13 protein-coding genes and 1 pseudogene are annotated in these 14,341 nt (G+C 37.4%); 4 read left to right on the top strand and 10 right to left on the bottom strand.

Annotated features, from left to right (window positions below; genetic code table 11):
- Nucleotides 1–39 precede the first annotated feature (39 nt).
- Nucleotides 40–876: a YtnP family quorum-quenching lactonase gene (locus tag J2Y67_RS14590; RefSeq protein ID WP_310175220.1), complete on the bottom strand. Its 837-nt coding sequence runs from the start codon at nt 874–876 to the stop codon at nt 40–42.
- Nucleotides 877–943: 67 nt separating this feature from the next.
- On the bottom strand, nt 944–1,606 hold the full coding sequence (gene trmB / locus J2Y67_RS14585) for a tRNA (guanosine(46)-N7)-methyltransferase TrmB (RefSeq protein WP_310175218.1): 663 nt from the start codon (nt 1,604–1,606) through the stop codon (nt 944–946).
- A 167-nt stretch (nt 1,607–1,773) separates the two neighbouring features.
- On the opposite strand from trmB, the gene J2Y67_RS14580 reads away from it, so the two are divergent.
- The gene (locus tag J2Y67_RS14580) at nt 1,774–2,052 is read left to right on the top strand and encodes a YtzH-like family protein (protein WP_310175216.1); all 279 of its coding nucleotides are present in this window, start codon (nt 1,774–1,776) and stop codon (nt 2,050–2,052) included.
- Here J2Y67_RS14580 and J2Y67_RS14575 read toward each other — a convergent pair whose 3' ends face one another.
- The 6 genes from J2Y67_RS14575 to J2Y67_RS14550 form a co-directional block, all read right to left on the bottom strand.
- Nucleotides 2,053–2,826 (bottom strand): phosphotransferase family protein, encoded by a 774-nt coding sequence (locus J2Y67_RS14575; RefSeq protein WP_310175214.1) that lies wholly within the window; start codon nt 2,824–2,826, stop codon nt 2,053–2,055.
- A 239-nt stretch (nt 2,827–3,065) separates the two neighbouring features.
- Entirely contained in the window at nt 3,066–5,210 is a 2,145-nt protein-coding gene (pulA, locus tag J2Y67_RS14570; protein WP_310175212.1) for a type I pullulanase, read from the bottom strand.
- A complete protein-coding gene (locus J2Y67_RS14565) occupies nt 5,197–6,177 on the bottom strand; it encodes a diacylglycerol/lipid kinase family protein (protein WP_310175210.1) in 981 nt (326 codons plus the stop codon). The genes pulA and J2Y67_RS14565 overlap by 14 nt, the downstream gene beginning before the upstream one ends.
- A gap of 18 nt (nt 6,178–6,195) precedes the next feature.
- Complete coding sequence (thpR, locus tag J2Y67_RS14560; protein WP_310175208.1) at nt 6,196–6,762, bottom strand: RNA 2',3'-cyclic phosphodiesterase; 567 nt, start codon at nt 6,760–6,762, stop codon at nt 6,196–6,198.
- A gap of 629 nt (nt 6,763–7,391) precedes the next feature.
- On the bottom strand, nt 7,392–7,523 hold the full coding sequence (locus J2Y67_RS14555) for a hypothetical protein (RefSeq protein ID WP_310175206.1): 132 nt from the start codon (nt 7,521–7,523) through the stop codon (nt 7,392–7,394).
- A gap of 440 nt (nt 7,524–7,963) precedes the next feature.
- The gene (locus tag J2Y67_RS14550; protein WP_310175205.1) at nt 7,964–8,095 is read right to left on the bottom strand and encodes a hypothetical protein; all 132 of its coding nucleotides are present in this window, start codon (nt 8,093–8,095) and stop codon (nt 7,964–7,966) included.
- 179 nt (nt 8,096–8,274) lie between these two features.
- Between J2Y67_RS14550 and J2Y67_RS14545 the strand changes: the two are divergent.
- Nucleotides 8,275–8,448: pseudogene (locus J2Y67_RS14545) on the top strand (transposase); the annotation flags it as partial.
- Between the two features lie 256 nt (nt 8,449–8,704).
- Here J2Y67_RS14545 and pepV read toward each other — a convergent pair.
- Nucleotides 8,705–10,126: a dipeptidase PepV gene (pepV, locus tag J2Y67_RS14540; RefSeq protein ID WP_310175202.1), complete on the bottom strand. Its 1,422-nt coding sequence runs from the start codon at nt 10,124–10,126 to the stop codon at nt 8,705–8,707.
- A gap of 236 nt (nt 10,127–10,362) precedes the next feature.
- The gene (locus tag J2Y67_RS14535) at nt 10,363–11,592 is read right to left on the bottom strand and encodes an RNA-guided endonuclease TnpB family protein (RefSeq protein WP_310175200.1); all 1,230 of its coding nucleotides are present in this window, start codon (nt 11,590–11,592) and stop codon (nt 10,363–10,365) included.
- Nucleotides 11,593–12,268: 676 nt separating this feature from the next.
- Between J2Y67_RS14535 and J2Y67_RS14530 the strand changes: the two genes are divergently transcribed.
- Together J2Y67_RS14530 and J2Y67_RS14525 are read left to right on the top strand one after the other, a co-directional pair.
- Nucleotides 12,269–12,490, top strand: a complete 222-nt coding sequence (locus J2Y67_RS14530; RefSeq protein ID WP_071358441.1) for a DeoR family transcriptional regulator — start codon at nt 12,269–12,271, stop codon at nt 12,488–12,490.
- Nucleotides 12,491–12,979: 489 nt separating this feature from the next.
- Entirely contained in the window at nt 12,980–14,317 is a 1,338-nt protein-coding gene (locus J2Y67_RS14525; RefSeq protein WP_310175194.1) for an amino acid permease, read from the top strand.
- Nucleotides 14,318–14,341: the final 24 nt, after the last annotated feature.

Genomic DNA, 14,341 nt, shown 5'->3' with positions numbered 1-14,341 from the left:
AAGGACCGTATCATTTAATTAATAGATACGGTCCTTTTTTTAGCTTTTCTTAATTGCATCGGTGATTTGTCCATCTGTCCCCCATTTAACAGCACGATAAAATGCATCATGGTAAAAAGTAAACCATGCATTTTTTTCAAGGGCATACGGCAGCCATTTTTCTTTTGCATAAATAGAATCCATTGGATAATCATCATAAGCCATAACCCATAGTACATTTTGATGAGCATGGGTTGCCAATAAATCCGCCATATGAATGGCTACCTCATCGCCATCTTCTATTAGTAAAATGGAATGACCATTACTATGACCGCCCGTATGAATCATGGTGAGGGAACCTAAGTTCCACTTTTCATCAAATGGTATGACCTGTTTTTCAATCGCTTGCCAATTTTCCTTCCAATACGTATTTTTGGAACGAATATTAGGGTTACGCATTTCATCCCATTCAATTTTAGAAGTGATAATTTTCGCATTTGGAAAGGCTGAAATATATTCTCCGTCAATAAGCTTTGTCAGACCGCCGGCATGATCAAAATGCAAATGTGTCATAAGAACATAATCAATCTCTTCCGGTTTTAATCCCGCTTGTTCAAGAGATGAATCCAATTCTGATTCCTTTGTTACCCCGAAATTTCGCAATTGTTTTTCCGTTAATTTTCCTTTGCTGATTCCGGACTCAACTAATATATTCATCCCTTCCATTTGGATTAATATCGGGTCTGTTGGACATTCTATTTGATTTTTTTCATTTGCAGGATACTTTTTCGCCCAAAGCATTTTTGGGACGACACCAAACATCGCTCCGCCATCTAAGTTTGTAACACCACCGGAAAGCCAGGTCAATGAAACCTTCCCAATTTGTAATTTTTCCACAGTCCTCTCCTCCTTCCCTTTATTTTACCATTATCTGATAATTTAGAAAAACAAAAAAAGACAGCCCTTATAAAGAACTGTCCTTTCCTTCATTTTGGTATTTTACTTCACAACGATAAATACGATTTCCCTTTTCAGAGAATTTCTGTTCATATTCGGTCATGATATTGCCTTCATAATCACTATTGTGAAGATCAAGACTGAGATATTTCAATAATAAACCGTACTGTGAAAAGCTCATTAACGAAAACTCGAATAACCCTTGATTATCCGTTTTAAAATGAATTTCTCCACCATCAACTAAAATATCTTCATATTTTTTCAAAAAGTCGCTATACGTCAATCTTCTTTTTTCATGACGAACCTTTGGCCATGGATCAGAAAAATTCAAATAAACTCGACTGACATCGTTTTTTGTAAAATATTTCTCTAATTCAGCTGCGTTAACATTTAAAAGCTTTAAGTTCGGTAAATCCGCTTCAATCAGGCGATCCAATGCTGCAACAATCACGCTGTCATATACTTCAATACCCATATAGTTAATATCCGGGTGGGCTTTCGCCATTTCAGTGACAAAACGGCCTTTACCCGTTCCAATTTCGATATGAAGCGGCTGGCTCTTCGCAAATGCTTCATTCCATCTTCCTTTAAAATCTTCCGGATTGGGAACAATATATTGTGGATGCTGCTCTATTTTCTCCCTTGCCCAAGGCTTATTTCGAAGTCTCATCTTTACACTCCTAAAAATATTTTCGTTCAAACCATACCATGCTAGGATTCCCGCTTGCAAGGTGAATCTTTTGGAAATGCAGTAAGGCACTGCAATGTATAAACAAAAAAAGAATTCACAACCTAACTGTGAATTCTTTATATTATCACTTGAAAGGGTGTTTCTCTATGCCATTAAGTCACCAAGACCAAGTTACGTTACTAAAAGATATATTAAGTAATCATCAAACAGATTGCTGCGGATCGGTTGCAGAATGTGAACAATTGGAACGGTTAGTAAAATCCCTTATGGTTAATACGCAAGTCGATCAAAATGTAAAAAACATTTTGCAGGAAGTTTATCAATACAGTCAAAACGGCGCCGAGACCGCTGATTTAGACCAGCACATCTTATCAAACCAAGAAAACTTATCGGGATGGGTCAGTCATATTGATCAATTTTCATAATTAAAGAATGACATTTAAAAACTTTACCCACTTATCCATTTCCTGAAATCTACTTTTATCTTTATGCCATTGAATGGAAGATACAGTTTGAATTGCCACATACCATTTCATTCTCAGTCTTAAATCATCTGTTAGTATTTTCCCATACATTGGCAACCATTTGTGCCAGCGTTCTTCCGGAATATACCAATAAAGAAGTAATCCTAAATCAATAGCAGGGTCAGCAATCATCGCACCGTCCCAATCAATCAAATACAACTGGTTGTTTTCGTCAAGCAGCCAGTTGTTATGATTCACATCACCGTGGCAAACAACCTTTTCCTCACTATGAATATTTGATACTTCTTCTTTTAAAAAGTCCATCGTTTTTTGAACTTCCGGTAATCCAAGGACCTCTGAATCTAATTGTGATTGCACGGATTGAAAAATCATTTCAGGAGACATTGCCGTTTTTTCAAGGCGGCATAACATGCCTAGCATTGGCTCTGAGCGATGAATTTTCTTTAGAAGCTTTGCGACGGCTTCTTGATCCATTTCAGCCGGTTTAAGTTCCCTGCCGGAAAGCCATTGCTGTGCCGTTATAACATCGCCATTTTCCAATCGTTTTGTCCAAACAAGCTTTGGGACAATGCCTTCAGCTGATAAGACTGCAAGAAATGGAGAGGAATTACGCTTCAGAAAAAGCTTTTGATCCTGATACTGGGCAAAGAAAGCTTCTCCAGTCGCTCCTCCAGCAGGGACAATTTCCCATTCTTGTCCAAGTATATGTTCCAAAATTGTTCACCTTCAATTATGACCGTTCTAATGGGATACTTCCCCATTTTATTCCGAAGTAAAATCCTTGCTGCTGGAAGGTTCTTTTTTCCCGTACTACTTCACAGCTTTAAAAAATTTAAGAATATTTATCCTAAATAACAAAAAATAAAAAAAGCTATTGATATCATTTCACACAATAGCCATCATAATAAATTTTATCCCCAAAGAGCTTTTTTCGTCAAGTAAATCTAAAGAATCTATTTTTTTGCAAAAATATTTAAACTGATAGGTTGAATTTTTATTTTCCCTCCGGACATGCCTCTGCTTAAAGAAATACCAGTCTCATTATGGTCGGCTAATACAACCCATGCTCCCTCTGGAAGGCTGATTATTTCTTCATTTTTCCGCGGATTTATCACAAGAATCACTTCACGATATTCTCCATTATTATTTTGATATTCAAAGCTGATGAGCGGCGCGTGAAGGGGATTTTGTTTCATAGATAAGCGGATTTCCTCGGCGGTTCGCAATCTGAAACAGGATAACTTTTTTCGTATTTCTATTAAACCTTTTAAATATTGGACATTTTTTATATATTGGCTTTTTCGATTCCAATCCAGTTGGTTTATAGAATTAGGGGATCGATAGCTATTCCCCTCACCTTGCTTCGTGCGGAAGAATTCCTGACCGCTATGAAGAAACGGAACTCCCTGTGACACGACAACGAGAGCTGTGGCAAGCAAATGATATTTCATTCGAATGGATTCATCCTCAGATCGATGGCATGCCAATAATTTATCCCACATCGTGTGATTATCATGACATTCCACATAATTGACGGTTTGGGAGGGTTCATTAAATAACTTATTTTCCTTTTTGAAAACTCCAACACTGCCTGCAATCAGTTCGGCTGCTGCTTCATGATAATGTTCATTTCCGAAAGCATATCCTTTATCAAATAAATTAAAGGTACTTCCCTTGATGGTATCCCGAAATTTATCATTAAATTGGGCAATAGAAGGAAGTTGGGATTGGTTTTGAATAATCGCCTTATTTTCAAGGGGGAGGGGTGTATTTAAATTCCATCCTTCACCAAGCAGCAGGATTCCCTTTGCCAATCGATCACACATATTTCTTATTTCAGACATGGTTTCCACATCAAGAATTCCCATTAAGTCAAAACGAAAACCATCGACATGGTACTCTTCCAACCAAAACCGAATGGAATCGAGGATAAACTTCCTGACCATTCTTTTTTCTGAAGCAATATCATTTCCAACTCCGGTACCGTTTGATGGCATCCCAAATTCATTATGACGAAAATAATAGCCTGGAACAATTTTTTCAAACGGGGAGTTTTCACGTTTGTACACATGATTATAAACGACATCCATAATTACCTTTAGACCGGCATGATGTATATGGTCAATTAATTGCTTTAATTCCGTTATTCGCGAATAAGGATCAGCGGGGTCTGTAGCATAGCTGCCATCAGGAGCATTAAAATGTACAGGGTTATATCCCCAGTTATACTCCTTTTGAGGTTCTAATTCATCTACCCCTGCAAAATCATGAAAAGGGAGAAACTCAATATGGGTAATCCCTAAATCTTTTAAATAGGATAGTCCCGTCAAGTCTCCTTCCTTTCTTTTGGTATCGAATTCCCCTGCCCCCAGGTAAAGTCCTTTATGTTTGACTCCGCTATTGGGGTGAACGGTAAAATCCCTGATATGCGCTTCATAGATAATCGCGTCGACTGGACTTTCCAATTCAGGCAAGGGGATTTTCGACCTCGCCGTCTTTTCCGGCTTAATAATTACGCCATGCTCCCCATTGACTGAAACGGCTGTAGCATAAGGGTCAACAGCCTCCTGCCATATTTGATTCACCAGGACAAGAAAAGTATAGTGATGATATTCTAAATCACAATGGACCGCTGCAGACCAAACACCATTGTCCTCACGCTTCATTTTTACAATTTCAGCATATGAACCTTGAGGCGGGCGAAGTTTAATTTTCACTTGAGTAGCTGTCGGCGCCCATAGTTTAAATTGAGTGCAGGAGTCCCTACACTTAACCCCAAGGTCGTTCCCATCATAATAAAATTTTTCATCGAATAAATCCGTACGAATCACTGCTCCAATTTGAAGATCAGTTTTACCGCCATGGTCATCCATTATCCAATATAATTTTCCAAAACAAATTTCATCTGAAAGCTGACAAACATACTTATTATTATTTTCTATTCGTCTTTTTTCCAAAATTTTTAAGGGTTGTGTCTGAAATCCATCACTTATCGAAAATGTTGCGGACAAATCTTGATGATATGAAAGAGGAAGAAGGATCGTAATGACCCTCATCTCATCCAAGTAGGCAAGAAAATTTCGTTCACTGGAAATCATTCGAATCCCTCTCTTTCAAATCAACTTCTTCTAAATGTTGTTTTCTTGTCACGATCTTTAATGCCTTTGATTTGAGCTGAATCTTTAATGGAACATAACCAATGTGTTCCCCGTCAGCATGGGCATAAAGGGGGCTTGAGGATTGAATAAAAATGTTCTTCCCTTTAAAGCTTTTAACTTCCTTAAAAAGGACATGCTTCCCCCAAAAAACACTAATAAATACTAACAACAGTTTTAGCCTTGATAATTGATGGACAACTGTAATATCCAAAACACCATCATTCGGCTCGGCATCAGGTGCAATCTTCATGCCGCCGCCATAAAAGGGTTGATTGGAAACTGTGACAAACCATGTATGTTCAAATATATGCTTTTTACCATCAATTGATAGCTGAATTGTTGAACGTTTATACGTAAAAAGCTTAATCAATAAAAAATAAACATAGACTAACCTTCCCAAGGATCGTTTATTTAAAACTGATTTAATCTTTGAACGATTTACTTCATAGGAAATTAGTGCATCAAATCCAACACCCATATTGTTTATAAAATAGCAATCAGCTTGATTCTCCCTTACGATTTTCCCAATATCAACGGCGGCTTCCTTTTGTATCAAGCGGATTAAAACTTTAAGGGCTAGCTCCGGTTCAGAAGGAAGTTGAAATCCTCTCGAAAAATCATTTCCTGATCCTCCCGGTATAAACCCAAGAGTGATATTATTATAATGTACAACTCCATTCACCACTTCATGCATGGTTCCATCACCGCCGACTGCAATAATGATGGTTTGTTCCTTACTTCGCACTGCAATTTGCGCCGCAAGTATTTTTGCATGTCCTGGATAATCGGTAAAAAACGCGATATAGGGTATTTGCTCGCCTTTTAATTGGTTCTCAATCTTACTCCAGACTTTTTTACAGGCCCCGTTACCTGCTTTCGGATTAATAATAAAGTAGATGGTTTTCATACCGAATCAGCCTTTTTATTAGATTAGAGGAAAGATTTCCTTCACTTCATATTTAGGTGTTTTCTGAAGATGGGTTTGAAATAAAACCACTTCACTCGCTAAAAAAGCAAGGGGATTCTGCTGCAGTTCATGCCAAACATCAAGCATTTCATTTTGAAACGGTTCCTCCCCTGACCATTTTCTTGCAAGAGTGATATGAGGACGAAAAGGTCTTGTTTCGAGTTGAAAGCCTGCATCCTCACATGCTGTAAATACTTTTTTTCTAGCTGATTGAAGTTCATCGCTTTTTATCGTATCCCCCCAAAAAATGCGGGGAGATTCTTTACGTCCAAAAATTCCAAGTTGGTTGATTTTTAATGAAAAAGAATGGATTCCCCTTAGTTCATTTCTAACGTATTCTTTTGATTTTTCCAGTTGTTCTAATGATGCAAATCCTAAAAAAGCTAAAGTAATATGCAAATCCTCATGATGGACCCAGCGGTTAAAAGGAAGGGAGAGTTTTAATTTTTCACAATGATCCTTCATGATTAATTTTATTTCTTTTGGAAGAGGAACAGCATAAAAAAAATGAGTTTGATGGGTCATTTCTAAATCCTTTCTTTACTTAATTTTAGTCGATTTTAATCCATTTGTATCCAAAAACAAAATCCAAAGGTTTTCGATATTTTTTACATTATTTTAGTAATTATTATAATCAATTCAGGCTGTCGACAAAGCTTTCAATAGATTTTATTACTTCTCTACATTTGCATTCCTTAGCGATTCACTGCGTTAATTTATTATAATTCCGTTAATATTGGCTGTTCAACAGGTCTGTTGATTTACGCTCCAGGCGCAAGCGGTTCGCGGGCGCGCCGGGGAGCCTCCTCGGCGCTTTGCTCCTGCGGGAGTACGGGTCTCCCCTGCCCCATACTCCCGCAGGACATTGAATTGCTTCCTCGAATCCGCACACGCACGAAGGAAATGCGATCGCATTTCCTAGGAGTCTTCTCGCCTTCCACTCCAATCAACAAGTGTATTCAATAAAAACCTACCACTCCACCAATATTGCCGTGTTACAACTTTTACTTATTTTTTGAGCAGTACTTCTGACTACTTTTCTTTTCCCTTTTCCTGTAAAACCAGCTCGTTTGGGCAGTGAAACCTCTTTTCTTTTCCCTTTTTACCGGTAATCCAGTTCATCCGGGTAATGAAACCTCTTTTCTTTTCCCTTTTTACCGGAAAACCAGTTCATCCGGGCATTGAAACCTCTTTTCTTTTCCCTTTTTACGGGTAAACCAGCTCGTTCGGGCAATGGAACCTCTTTTCTTTTCCCTTTTTACCGGTAAATCAGCTCGTTTGGGCAATGAAACCTCTTTTCTTTTCCCTTTTTACCGGAAAACCAGTTCATCCGGGCAGTGAAACCTCTTTTCTTTTCCCTTTTTACGAGAAAACTAGCTCGTTTGGGCAATGAAACCTCTTTTCTTTTCCCTTTTCACGGGAAAACCAGTTCATCCGGGCATTGAAACCTCTTTTCTTTTCCCTTTTTACCGGAAAACCAGTTCATCCGGGCAGTGAAACCTCTTTTCTTTTCCCTTTTTACGGGTAAACCAGCTCGTTCGGGCAATGGAACCTCTTTTCTTTTCCCTTTTTACAGGAAAACCAGCTCATCCGTGTAATGAAACCTCTTTTCTTTTCCCTTTTTACAGGAAAACCAGTTCATCCGGGCAATGATACCTCTTTTCTTTTCCCTTTTTACGGGAAAACCAGTTCATCCGGGCAGTGAAACCTCTTTTCTTTTCCCTTTTTACCGGTAAACCAGTTCATCCGGGCAATGAAACCTCTTTTCTTTTCCCTTTTTACCGGTAAACCAGTTCATCCGGGCAATGAAACCTCTTTTCTTTTCCCTTTTTACGAGAAAACTAGCTCGTTTGGGCAATGAAACCTCTTTTCTTTTCCCTTTTTACCGGTAAATCAGCTCGTTTGGGCAATGAAACCTCTTTTCTTTTCCCTTTTTACGGGAAAACCAACTTGTTTGGGCAATATATGGGAAGAGTAAAAGGAAAAAGTAAGTTCCAATCGCTTATCTCAATCGAGAAAAATGCTTTAAAAAAAGGAAATAAAATTGAGCGGAGTTTCGCAGACTCAAAAGAGCTGCATGGGCTTCGCTATTGCCGGTTACGGGGATTGAAGAATGTAAGTGAACAGGCTCTCCTTACTGCAGCCTATCAAAATATAAAAAAGATTGCATCACACTTAGCATGGCTGGAAAAAGTGTGTTCCAATACCTAGATAATTTTCCTCCTGTTGTTTGGAGCGGAAGGTGCGTAGACCCCTGCGGAAGTACGGAACTGGAGCGGAAATCAACAGGCCCATGCGCATGGACAATCCATAAGAATCGATTTTAGATTCTGATAAAGTAAAAATAAATTGTTTTTTTTAAAGGCTATATTGAGAGGTTTGCGTTCCAAACAATATAGTACTTCAACATAATCATCAAAAAGACGTGTAGCAGAGGTTGGCTGACACGTCTTTTACTTGTATTGCTCTATTCTTCTTTTGCTAACTCATAGATTGCTTGTGCGTAAATGGCTGTTGCTTTGAATAAATCCTCAAGATCGATATATTCATCCTTTTGATGGGCTACATCCAGTCTTCCCGGAAATAAGGGGCCAAAGGCTACACCTGACTTAAGGGAACGTGCATAGGTTCCGCCGCCAATTGCCAGCAGTTCCGCTTTTTCACCTGTCTGCTCCACATAAACCCTCTTTAATGTTTCGATTAAGAAATCCTTTTCATCCACATGATGCGGTTTAGAATCTGAAAAGTTTTCAATCGCAAAACCTTTATTTTTCAACAGCACATCCAATTTTTCTTTCGTTGCGTCCATTTTATTGGTGACAGGATATCTACACGTCATTCCAATGGTTCCACCAGCCTCTTTTGTATAAGAAAACTTACCAGGATTGATAGTTAATTCTCCTGAAATATCATCCGAATAGGCGACTCCTAAATGAACTCCCCTTGAATCATCGAAGAAATAACGGGAAACAAATTGAAAATATTGGGCTGATTTTCCATCTAAATCGAGCTTTGAAAGAAACTCCGATAAGAACAGTCCGGCATTTTTACCGTTTCTTGGCTCCATTCCATGGGCAGAAACTCCTTTTACTTCTAAAGTAAGTTCTTGTTTTTCAACGGAATAATGATGCTCAAGTTCATATTGATTCATGAAATTTGAAAACCTTTCAGTGATCTCTGCTTGACTCTCCTTGACATGAATCACTGCCTTTGCATAATCAGGAACCATATTATATCTTTTCCCGGAGAAATAGGTTTGAACTTCAACATTTGCATCTGCATTGCCCTGTTCAGGAACTTTTTGGATCATATCAAAGTCGGAAATTCCCTTTTCCGCATTAATAATCGGAAAATCTGCATCCGGCGCAAACCCAAGTGATGGCATTTCTTCATGCTTAAAATAATGCTCCACACAGCGCCAATTGCTTTCTTCATCTGTTCCAATAATCATACGAATCCGTTTCTTTAACGGCAGACCAAGTTCCTTCACAATTTTCATAGCATAATAAGCTGCCATGGTCGGTCCTTTATCATCAATCGCTCCTCGCGCATAGATTCTTCCATCACGGATTTCTGCTGCGTAAGGATCACTTGTCCATCCATCACCTTCCGGAACCACATCGACATGGCAAAGAATTCCTAATAATTCCTTTCCCTCACCAAACTCTAGGTGTCCGGCAAGATTGCCGACGTTTTTAGGTATAAACCCATCCTTTTCTCCCAGGGTCAACATGTATTCTAGTGCCTCTTTTACGCCTTTTCCAAGCGGAGCATCTGGCGTTGCATTTTCTTCATCTAATAAACTTTTGATATGTAGTAGCCCCTGTGCATCTTTAATGAGTGCCTCTTTTCTTTTATCCACTTCATTAATCCAATCAATCTTTGTCAATTCGAATGCCTCCTAAACCAAATATAATATGTAAAGACAATATTATTATTGCAAATATCTTTTGAACTTCTCATGACTAAAGTCATGAGATTCCTGCTTCACTGGGAACTGCACTACGTTATATAGCGTCTTACACTCCCTCCATTGCCCAAAAGCTCGACAAACAGCATCTTGAGATGCTGACAGGCACACCCCGCAGTTCCTGCGGTGGGGAAAACACATATGTTAATTAAAAATTAGGCTACTTTTAAGTTAGAATATAGCTCTTTTAAAATACGTATACCTTCCTCTTTAATATTCTTAGCTGCATTCACATCTCGTTCCGCAATTTGGACACACCCATTCACGGTCAGAAAGAGATAATAAGGGTGTTTTTCTTTGCAACCATTACATTGCTTCGAAGAAGCAAAGAAACGTTCCACAGGAATTACTTTTTTCTTTGCCCAATCAGCTTTGTAGGAAACGAATGTTTTATACATGGACCAACTAACATCCGCAATACTGCGAGCTAACTTTTTGTTTTTAATCATACCTTTTACATTTAAATCTTCTAAAACAATGATTTGGTTTTCGTTCACTAGTTTACGAGATTCTTTATGTAAAAAGTCTTTACGTATATTGGCAATATGAAGATGCAATTTACTTATTTTTTGTTGTAGTTTTTTATAATTGGAACTACCAATTTTCTTGTTTTTCAATTGACGTTGTAGTTTCGCTAATTTCTTTAGTTTTGTTTTTAAAAACTTTGGATTATCGACCTTTTTGCCATTGGAGTCAATGTAAAAGTGGTTTAATCCTAAATCTAATCCGATAATTTTATCTTCTGAAACAGTAGAAAAATCTACTGTTTCAGGTAAATCGATTATTTCTTCAATTTTTAAGGAGACGTAATATTGACCACTACTATGGTATTTAATCGTAGCTGTTTTAATTTTTCCTTTTAAACCATTTTCTTGAAACATCTTACAATGTTTCTTTGAAAGACGAATTTTTACTTTCCCTAACTTAGGTAGTTGAACCATTTGGTTTTGAATATCTAATTTAATATTTCCATTGGTTTCTTTGGTCGTATAACCTTGTTCAGATTTATGTTTGGATTTGAATTTTGGGAATCCATTTTGACCTTTAAAAAAGCGTTGAAAGGCATCTTCTACAGATTCCATCGCTGTTTCTAAGGCGAATTTGTCAGCTTTTTTTAGCCAATTGAACATAGGATGTTCTTTTAGAACATTAAATGATTTTTTAAAATCACCTACACTTAATGTTTCATTAGTTAGTCGATACACTTCTTTTCGTTCGCCTAAATAGAAGTTGAAGGCAAAGCGAGAACATCCTGCTGTTTGATGGATTTGTTCCTTTTGTTTTTTGTTTGGTTCCATTCGGAGTTTGAGACCATAATGACGTAGTTTTAAACCATCTTTAGCTAATTCTTCATTCTTTTCTTTGGTTGTTTTTCTTTTTGCCATTTGACTCACCTCCATTTGCTAAGAATATTTTACCAAAAAACCAGAACACTTGTCCTGTAAAACACTTTTATTTTCAAAAAAAATATGCCCTAACTCACGACTGAAGTCACGAGTGTGCGGGCATAAATCATCAATTTTCATAACAAATGCGAAATCTGGAATGGATTTTACCTTTTTCTGAAAAATTTACTAAAAATTCAATTAATTAATCATATTTCTAGCTTGATTCCCCATATTCTATACTAAGAGAATTTGAAGGAGGGAGAGTAACCACTATCTTTTATTAAGGCTATTTTCGCATAGATTGTTGTTTTTCGTATAAGTTCATCAACCCGTCTAACTATATGCTTCGTGGCATCTTTTCGTATGAATATTTGCGAAAATTGCCTACAAACTTAGTAAATGAACATTATTAAGCTCCCAAAGCAACAAAGTTTACGAAAAGAACCTTTATTAAAAAGATTATTTTGCAAAATGATGTATAATGGTGGAAATTTTCAGAAATTGTGGGTACAATAAGGTTAGATGTATGACATCTAAGTGTCCACTTAAACGATCCAGGTAAAGGAGATGTCTGCGGAAAAGAAACTACATATTCTTGAAGATTCATTCTTCAAAGAGGCTGTCGGTAGAGGGAATTCGCCATAGGTTTGAAAAAAGGATAGGGAGTGGTTCTTTGAAACCTTCAACTAACCGGATGTTAAACCGCATCAAATGTATCTACATGTTTATTCGCAATAATGGCACTGTGACAACGCAGGAACTTGTAGAGGAATTTGGTATCACTCCTCGCACCATACAACGAGATTTAAATGTCTTAGCCTATAATGACTTGGTCATTAGCCCAAGCCGCGGAAAATGGACCACCACAGAAAAGAAAGTGAAAATGACATCTTAAACAGATTATTTATGAATAATAAAATAATGTAAAAAATAGCACGCGATGATTTCGCGTGCTATTTTTTTGAGTTATTTGAGATCGATCTCCTGCAAAAAAATTCGAAAAAATAAGTTCTCTACTTACCTTTTAACGTCAGCATGTAAAAAATCCACGCCCGTTATCTCTTTAAATTCTTGGTCATTTATGATGCCAAGTATTTTAAAAAGGAAAGAATATTTTAAGATTTTTTTATGGATACGCGGGGTCGAATTCATTTCTATCACCCTCCAATTTTAATATTATTTTATTCGCGATATCTAAAAAGTTTCCTTCAGGCAAAAAAAATTCTTAAAGTGAATTATTTAACATCACGACAAAGATATCAGACTTTTCAGTTACTTGATTTACAAACTATTAAAATATATTATATTACTATAAAATTCTTTAACACATAAAAGCGTTTAAGCACAAAAGAACAATTATTAAAAATAGAAGGGTTGGAACATCTTGGAGAAAAATCAACAAGGATTAAAAAGGGGTTTATTACCGCGGCATGTTCAGTTTATGGCTTTAGCTGGGATGATTGGGACCGGCATTTTCAAAGGAAGTTCAGATACATTAAATATCGCTGGTCCAGGTGTCGTGTTAACTTATTTTATTGGCGGAATATTATTGCTAATCATTATGGCGGCATTAGGAGAAATGGCGGTTGCCTATCCTAACTTAAACGTCCAGCTTTTAGTGAATAAAGCATTTGGGTTCAAAGTATCGTTCATTGTTGGCTGGCTCTATTGGATAAATTGGATCATTGTTACTGTGGTTGAATTGCTCGCTGCAGGTAGTTTCCTGCAATTCTGGTTCCCTTCTGCCCCATTATGGCTTTTAAGTCTTTTTTGCGGTTTATTAATTGTGGGAATTAATTTATTTCAAGTTAAATACTATGGGGAACTCGAATTTTGGTTTGCCGGAATTAAAATTTTAGCTTTAACGGTGTTTATAATCTTAGGTATCTTGATTCTGACAGGAGTAATCCCAAGCTCAATTGGTGAACCTCTCTCCAATTACACGGAACATGGTGGTTTTTTCCCCCATGGATTTAGTGGAGTCGCGAGCGCTTTTTTAGTGGTTATGTTTTCCTACGGCGGAGCAGAATTAATCGGGGTGGCTGTTACGGAAACAAAGGATACAGAAAAAGTTTTGCCAAAGATCATTAAAGGTGCCGTATGGCGGGTCATTATTTTTTATATTTTTCCAATCCTCATCATTTGTGGAATGATACCATGGAACAAGGTATCAGATGTAGATAGTCCCTTTGTCCAAGTATTAAGTATTACCGGGCTGCCGGGTGCTGCACATATTATGAACTTTGTGCTCTTAACCGCGGTTCTTTCAGCGGCCAATTCCGGAATTTATGCTACATCAAGAACGTTATTTTCAATGGCGCAAAGCGGTGTGGCACCGAAAAATCTATTAAAAATTTCGAAAACAGGAATCCCTTTAGCTGGGATTTTAATAACAAGTGCATGTATTTTAGCCGGAATCTTTTTAGCCTATATCACACCGGACCAGGTGATTAGCTATCTAATGACCATTCCAGGGTTTACAGTGATGTTAATTTGGATTAGTATCTGTGCAGCTCAGTTAAAGCTAAGACCACATTATAAAAACAAACCATTTTTCCGGGTAAAAGGATTTCCATTCACTACTATTTTTGCGATTCTCTCTTTAAGTGTCATTTTTATTGGATTTCTCTTAAATTCAAATAATCTTATTGGCTCAACTGTTTGTTTGGTAATCATGGGAATTTTGATTGTTCTTTCTTTTACTGTTCGAAAAATGAATTAGCAATAAAAAGCCGGCAGCTACTTG

The organism is Neobacillus niacini, assembly GCF_031456445.1.
Taxonomy (GTDB): domain Bacteria; phylum Bacillota; class Bacilli; order Bacillales; family Cytobacillaceae; genus Neobacillus; species Neobacillus niacini_I.
This window is presented reverse-complemented; position numbering and strand designations above follow the sequence as displayed.